Raw genomic sequence first — 6,932 nt, 5'->3', positions numbered from 1 at the left:
GGGTGCGGGGCGCGGTGAGCCGGGGGTGGCGCCGGGGCGGTTCTCGATGCCGTCGGTCGCGGCCCGGCCGAACATGCCGCGGCAGCGGCCGCCGGAGTCGCCGCCGCGGTGAGGTGTTCCGGGGGTGCTGCCCCGGGGTCACGCCTCGGGGCGCTGCCCCCGGCCCCCCGGACATCAATCGCCGGACGGGCTGAAATGCGGCGCCCCGGGAGCGGGGTGGATCGGCCCCCCGGTCCGTGAGGGTTCGGTCAGCTGAAGATGATCATTGAGCCCTGGGCCAGGCTGCGGGTCGCCGCCGCGTGGAGGCCCAGCCAGACGTGGCGTTCTCGGGCGAAGGGGCTGTCGTCGTGGGGGATCGGGTGTGCCGGTTCCTCCAGGGCCGTGGGACCCGACGGGGGTTGCGGGGCGGCCGGTGGGTTGGCCGGGTCGATACCGATGGACGGGGCCACGAACTCCAGCTCCCGCAGCAGCCCGTGCGCGGAGCCGAGGGGGCCGCCGCCCGCCAGGAGGTCGTCGTCGGAGAGCGGGGCCGGGAAGTCCACCGGGACGTACGCCCCGGCGTGGTCGTAGTGCCAGACCAGGTGCGACTGCTGCGCGCCCTGTTCGAACATCTCCAGGAGCTGCTCGTAGTCGCCGTCGAGACCCGCGACCGGAGTGACGGCCAGTCCGCTCAGCTGGAGCAGATAGGCGCGGCGCAGGAAGTGCAGGGCGTCGTAGTCGAAGCCGGCCACGGGGGCGACGTCCCCGGTGAGGCCCGGCATGTAGGCGTAGACGGGGACGGACGGCAGCCCGGCGTCGTTCAGCGCCTTGTCATAGACGGCGATCTCTTCGGCGAAGGGATTGTCGGGGCTGTGGCACAGCACGTCGACGAGGGGGACCAGCCACAGGTCACAGGCCACGAAGTCTCGCTCTCAGGAGGTTCAGGCGATCGTCGGGACAGCGTAATGCGGGGCGAACCTCACGCACAGTGCCCCGGGGACTCCGGAGGCTCCGGAGCCCTCGCGGAACCGGTTCCCGGCGGTCCGTCGGTGCCCCCCTCCGCTTTCGCCTCCGCGTCCCCTTCCGCTTCCGCTTCCCGCGCCTCCAGGCGGTCCGCCCAGGCGAGCGCGTGCCCGTAGCAGGAGCGCATCTCGGCGTGGACCTGGTCGTGGTCGCCGCGGGCGATGGCCTCGGCCAGCTCCTCGTGGCCGAACCACAGCACGTCCTCGTCCATCCCGTCGCGGCGCAGCCGGTGCACGGCGAACACCCAGGCCTGGACGCGGAGCCGGGTGAGGAAATCGGCGATGTACGGGTTGAGGACGAACTGCCCCAGCTCCCGCCAGAACCGCAGGTCGTACCCGATCAGCACGTCGAGGTCGCCGCCCTTGGCCGCGCGGACCGCCTCCGCGGCCCGGCGGCGGATCGAGGCCAGCCCCTCGGGCCGGACGGCGACCTCGGCGGGGTTGCGGAAGAGGCCCTCGACGACGAGGGCCCGGGCCTCGGTCATCGCGCGGTAGTCGGCGACGGTGAACTCCCGCACCTGGAAGCCCCGGTGCTGGTCGGAGGCGAGGAGCCCCTGCGCGGAGAGGTCGAAGAGCGCCTCGCGGACGGGCGTCGCGGAGACCCCGTACTGCTCGGCGATCTGCTTGACGGTGAACTCGCGGCCCGGCGGCAGACGTCCCGCGAGCACCTCGTCACGCAGTGCGTCGGCGATCTGCTGGCGCAGGGTATTGCGCGTCACACCTGCGCTCGGACTCATGCCGACCCCTTCCGTCCGTCCCTGCCTACCCGGCATACCCGTCGTGGTTCGGGTCACCTTAAGCCAGGGCCGCCGCCGTGCCCGATTCCGGGCACGGCGGGGAGACGTACGGGGTCGATCACGTACGGAATCGGCTCGTCCGGTTACTGCGCGTACGGACCGGAAGGGGACGCGGGCCGCGCTACGCGCCCCGGACCGGAGGCCGAAACGGGCTGCCCTAAGAGCCCTGCACCGTGTACGTGTCGGCCACGGAGAGCGCCACGTCCAGGGCCGCGAGCCCTTCCTTGGCCTCGGCCTCGGAGACGTTGCAGGCGGGGACGGCGTGGGTCCGGTTCATGTTGATGAACGGCCACAGCCCCTGCTTCTTCGCCGCCGCGCCGAAGGCGGCCATCGGGGCGTTGGCCTCGCCCGAGGCGTTGTACGGGACGAGCGGCTCGCGGGTCTCGCGGTTGCGGACCAGGTCCAGCGCCCAGAACGCGCCGAGGCCGCGCACCTCGCCCACCGAGGGGTGGCGCTCGGCCAGTTCGCGCAGGCCGGGGCCGAGCACGGTCTCGCCGATGCGCGCCGCGTGCTCGACGACCTTCTCGTCCTCCATCACGCCGATGGTGGCGACGGCGGCGGCGCAGGCCAGCGGGTGCCCGGAGTAGGTGAGGCCGCCGGGGTAGGGGCGGGTCTCGAAGGTCGCGGCGATCTCGGCGCTGATGGCGACGCCGCCGAGCGGTACGTAACCGGAGTTGACGCCCTTCGCGAAGGTCAGCAGGTCCGGCACGACGTCGAAGTGGTCGGCGGCGAACCATGCGCCGGTACGGCCGAATCCGGCCATCACCTCGTCGAGCACGAAGACGATCCCGTACCGGTCGCAGATCTCGCGGACGCCCGCCAGATAGCCCGGCGGCGGGGTCATGATGCCCGCCGTGCCCGGGACGGTCTCCAGGATGATCGCGGCGATGCTCGACGGGCCCTCGAAGGCGATCGTGTCTTCCAGGTGCTGGAGCGCTCGGGCGCACTCCTCGGCCTCGGTCCGGGCGTAGAACGGCGAGCGGTAGAGGAACGGCGCCCAGAACCGGACGACGCCCGCCGAGCCGTTGTCGGAGGGCCAGCGGCGCGGGTCCCCGGTGAGGTTGATCGCGGTGGAGGTGGCGCCGTGGTACGAGCGGTAGGCGGAGAGCACCTTCGGGCGGCCGGTGTGCAGCCGGGCCATGCGGATGGCGTTCTCGACGGCCTCGGCGCCGCCGTTGGTGAAGAAGATCTTGTCCAGGTCGCCCGGAGTGCGCTCGGCGATGAGGCGTGCGGCCTCGGAGCGCGACTCGATCGCGAACGCGGGCGCGAAGGTGGCGAGCTTGCCCGCCTGCTCCTGGATCGCGGCGATCACGGTGGGGTGCTGGTAGCCGATGTTGGTGTAGACGAGCCCGCTGGTGAAGTCGAGGTAGCGGTTGCCGTCGTAGTCCCAGAAGTAGGACCCCTCGGCGCCGGCGACGGCGAGCGGGTCGATGAGGCCCTGGGCGGACCAGGAGTGGAACACGTGCGCGCGGTCCGCGGCCTTCACGGCCGCACCGGCCGCGGGGTCGGCGTACGGGGCATGAGGGGCATGAGGGGTCATGCGGCCGAGCGTAAGTGCTGGTGGGGGGTGGCCTCCATGGCCACCTTGTACGGCTTGGGCCGGATGGTTCGGCAAGGTGTCGCCCTCGCCCCCACCCCTCTCCCTTGACAGCATGCTGTCGATATGACAGCCTTCTGTCATCGAGTCGAGGAGGTCACCATGACCAGCAGCAGCGCCGGAACCGTGCATCTCGCCGTTTACGACACCTTCGCCGACTGGGAGACGGGGTACGCGACCGCGCATCTCACCCAGAACGGCTACACCGTGCGGACCGTGGGGCTCTCCCGGGAGCCGGTGACGACCATGGGCGGCCTGCGCGTCCAGCCCGACCTGACGCTGGACGAACTGCGGCCGCAGGACAGCACGTTGCTGATCCTCACCGGTGCGGCCGGCTGGGACACGGGCGAGACGCTGGCCCCGTTCGCGCGGGCGGCCCGGACCTTCCTGGACGCGGGGGTGCCGGTCGCGGCGATCTGCGGGGCGACGGCCGGGCTGGCCCGCGAAGGGCTGCTGGACGACCGGGCGCACACGAGCGCGGTCTCCTTCTACCTCGCGGCGACGGGGTACGTGGGCGGCGAGCGGTACGTGGAGGTGGACGCGGTCACGGACCCCGGGGCGGACGGGACCGGGCGCCTGATCACGGCCGGGCCGACGGAGCCGGTGGCGTTCGCGCGGGAGGTGTTCGCGCTGCTCGGGGTGTACGACGAGAAGAAGCTGGACGCGTGGTACCGGCTGTTCCACGACTCGGACGCGAGCGCGTACGAGGTGTTGCAGGGTGAGTAGTGAGGGCGCGGGGCGCGTCCCGTCCGAGCAGGAGCTGCTGAGCCGGGCGGCTCTGACGGTGTTCCGGCTGAACGGGCAGTTCCTGTCGGTGGCCGACGAGTTGGCGCGGCCGGGCGGTCTCACGTCGGCGTGGTGGCAGGTGCTGGGGGCGGTGCTGGTGGAGCCGTTGCCGGTGGCGGGGATCGCCCGGACGATGGGGATCACCCGGCAGAGCGTGCAGCGGATCGCGGACCTGCTGGTCGAGCGGGGGCTCGCGGAGTACACGGAGAACCCGGCCCACCGCCGCGCGAAGCTGTTGCGGGTGACGGGGGCGGGCCGCGACGCGGTGGCCCGGATCGGCCCGCCCCACGCGGAGTTCGCCGCGCGGCTGGCGGGGGAGGTGGGGGCGGAGGACCTGGCGGAAACGGTGAGCTCACTGGAACGCCTGTCGGAGGCGCTGGACGCCCTGACCGCTGCGGACCGGGGCACTTCGAGCCCGTCCGGCTCCCGGGCCGCGGACCGGGGCACTCCAAGCCCGTCCGGCGATTGAGGACGGAACCCTTGATCGCACGAGGGCGGTGCCACCCCCAGCCTTCCCGTTTGAGGACGGAACCCTTGATCGCACGAGGGCGCCGCGTGCCCGGTGTGCCGGTGGCCGCCTCCCCCAGCGCTCACCCGCCCCGGGGTAAGGGGTTCACGACCTGATACGAGACCGTGCCGGGTCACCTGCCGCAGCGAGGCCGCCGAGGGCGCGCGGAAGGCCGGGAACGAACGCCTCCACGGGCCCCGCGCGAGCGGGCGAAGAGGACGAAGACGGAGCCGCCCACCGACGAGCAGACCAGCTACCCGGACAAGCCGGTGGCCCAGGTGGTGCGCGCTCCCGCGCTCTATGCTGCGACCAGAAGCGAGCCGGCCGAAGCCGAGACCGAGGCCCACCCGCCCCCAAGACCGACCCGACCCCGAGGAGGCACCGCGTGGCGACCGGGCGCACCGACCCCGAGCGGCGGGACCGCATCATCGACGCGGTGCTCGACCTCATCGTCGACGAGGGCGTCGCGGGCGTCTCGCACCGTAAGGTCGCCGCCCGCGCGGGCGTACCGCTGGGCTCGATGACGTACCACTTCTCCGGCATGGACGAGCTGCTGCACGAGGCGTTCACCCGGTTCTCCGGGACGATCGTCGCCCTCTTCGAGGAGCGCCTCGGTGCGGCGACCACCCCCGACGAGGCCCGCGAGGCCGTCGCCGACCTCGTCCACCACCTCTCCGGCGGCAACCAGCGCGAGCTGATCCTCACCCACGAGCTCTACACCCTCGCCGCCCGCCGGCCCGGCTACCGCGAGCTCACCCGCACCTGGATGGGCCGCAGCCGCCGGGCCCTGGAGTGGCACTTCGACCCGGCCACCGCCCGCCAGCTCGACGCGCTGATCGAGGGGCTGTCCATCCACCGCGCCCTGGAGACCGCGCCACACGAACGCGCCCTCACGGCCGAGGCGATCGCCCGCATCACCGCGCCGCTCCCCTAGGCCCGGCACCCCCTGGGCCCGCCACCACCAAATGGTTGCATGGACATGTATCTTGTTGAGTACATCGTCGGCAAGGGGAGCCCTCCCTGACGGTCAAACAGCAGCCGCTTGCCGCCTCCGATCAGGCCATGTGGGAGTCCGTCCTCGGCCTGCACACGTTCGTGGGGCGGCTGGAGAGCGCCGGGTGCGCCTACAAGGACACCTGCGACGACGACAGGCGCGGGGTCTATGCCGTCACCACCGACGAGGGCCGCAAGCACTACCAGGACGCCCGGTCCACGTACGCCGACGTCCTCGGCTCGGCCCTCGAAACCGCCGGCGCCGACGACCAGCTCGCCCGGGCGGTGCAGGCACTGCGCGGCACCGCCTGACGCGATCCCCCCGAAGCCCGAAGCTCGGCACCCGAAGCCCCGGCACCCGAAGCTCGGCACTCAGGACACGAGCGCCGGAGCACCGCATTCACTCTTGCGGGGGTACGTGAACGGGGGCGGGCCCGAAGCTCGGATGCCGGGATCCGGGCGTCGGGATGCGAGACCCGGGATTCGAGCGCCTTCTTTAACCGGGCGGCAGATACGGGGGGTTGGGAAAACCTCCCCACCTCCCCACCCCGTCACGGCCAGCCAGTATGACTAATCGTGACAGCTTGCGGCGGAGCGTGACCGCCGCTTACGGTGCGAGAACTAGAGAACTAAGCGACCCCGACGCGGTGTTCACAGCACCAGGCCGGGGTCTCACCGCAAGATCGACACCCTTAGAAAGACGATCCATTGGCTACACAGCACCATAGCTCCGCCCTGTCCGCCCCCGCAGTCTCCGCCGCGTACCCGATGGCCAAGCCCGGCTACGGCAAACGCTCCGCGTCCGGTCAACAACCCCGTGCGCACGACGACTTCGCCTTGCTCCCGACGCGCGAACGATACGTCGCCGGATTCGTCGACCACCTTCCCGACGGTGCCTCGATGAGCATCAAGCAACTGGCCAAGCAGCTCCCGCTGTACGGGCAGCAGGCCATCTCCACCTCCCTCAACGCCCTCTCCGTCGCCGGGCACCTGCGACGCGTACGGTGCGCTGTCGGCGCGGGCGACGAGACACGCTGGGCCTTCCGCACGTTCTGGTCCCGTACCGCCCGCGACAACGAGTGGTGGAACACCTACCTCGCCACCGAGACCGCCGCCCGAACCGCAGCCCCTGTGGAGCCGCCCCCGGTGGCCTCGGTGCCGCCCGCCCAGGCCCCCGCCGCCGTACCGCAGCAGCGGACCGCATACGAGGCCGCCCCGGACGCGGCCCCCGCGACAGCTCCGACGAATCC

Annotated in this window: 7 protein-coding genes and 2 pseudogenes; 6 read left to right on the top strand and 3 right to left on the bottom strand. The window is 72.2% G+C overall.

What is annotated here, in order from left to right:
- A pseudogene (locus D3105_RS36140) lies at positions 1-112 on the top strand (SLATT domain-containing protein); the annotation flags it as partial.
- A gap of 136 nt (positions 113-248) precedes the next feature.
- Here D3105_RS36140 and D3105_RS31075 read toward each other — a convergent pair.
- The 3 genes from D3105_RS31075 to D3105_RS31065 form a co-directional block, all read right to left on the bottom strand.
- On the bottom strand, positions 249-899 hold the full coding sequence (locus tag D3105_RS31075; protein ID WP_118906236.1) for a hypothetical protein: 651 nt from the start codon (positions 897-899) through the stop codon (positions 249-251).
- A gap of 59 nt (positions 900-958) precedes the next feature.
- Entirely contained in the window at positions 959-1,738 is a 780-nt protein-coding gene (locus D3105_RS31070; protein WP_118906235.1) for a GntR family transcriptional regulator, read from the bottom strand.
- A gap of 217 nt (positions 1,739-1,955) precedes the next feature.
- Positions 1,956-3,338, bottom strand: coding sequence for an aspartate aminotransferase family protein (locus D3105_RS31065; RefSeq protein WP_118906234.1), 1,383 nt, complete (start codon positions 3,336-3,338; stop codon positions 1,956-1,958).
- Between the two features lie 159 nt (positions 3,339-3,497).
- On the opposite strand from D3105_RS31065, the gene D3105_RS31060 reads away from it, so the two are divergent.
- The 5 genes and pseudogenes from D3105_RS31060 to D3105_RS31040 form a co-directional block, all read left to right on the top strand.
- Complete coding sequence (locus tag D3105_RS31060) at positions 3,498-4,121, top strand: DJ-1/PfpI family protein (RefSeq protein ID WP_118906233.1); 624 nt, start codon at positions 3,498-3,500, stop codon at positions 4,119-4,121.
- Positions 4,114-4,650 (top strand): MarR family winged helix-turn-helix transcriptional regulator, encoded by a 537-nt coding sequence (locus D3105_RS31055; RefSeq protein WP_118906232.1) that lies wholly within the window; start codon positions 4,114-4,116, stop codon positions 4,648-4,650. The genes D3105_RS31060 and D3105_RS31055 overlap by 8 nt, the downstream gene beginning before the upstream one ends.
- A gap of 424 nt (positions 4,651-5,074) precedes the next feature.
- Complete coding sequence (locus tag D3105_RS31050) at positions 5,075-5,623, top strand: TetR/AcrR family transcriptional regulator (protein ID WP_118906231.1); 549 nt, start codon at positions 5,075-5,077, stop codon at positions 5,621-5,623.
- A gap of 86 nt (positions 5,624-5,709) precedes the next feature.
- A complete protein-coding gene (locus D3105_RS31045; RefSeq protein WP_118906230.1) occupies positions 5,710-5,994 on the top strand; it encodes a hypothetical protein in 285 nt (94 codons plus the stop codon).
- Positions 5,995-6,390: 396 nt separating this feature from the next.
- Positions 6,391-6,932, top strand: a pseudogene (locus D3105_RS31040) (MarR family transcriptional regulator); the annotation flags it as partial.

The sequence above is a fragment of the Streptomyces globisporus genome, assembly GCF_003501885.1.
Taxonomy (GTDB): domain Bacteria; phylum Actinomycetota; class Actinomycetes; order Streptomycetales; family Streptomycetaceae; genus Streptomyces; species Streptomyces globisporus_D.
Note: the sequence above shows the minus strand (reverse complement) of the source record. Positions and strands in the feature narration are given on the sequence as shown.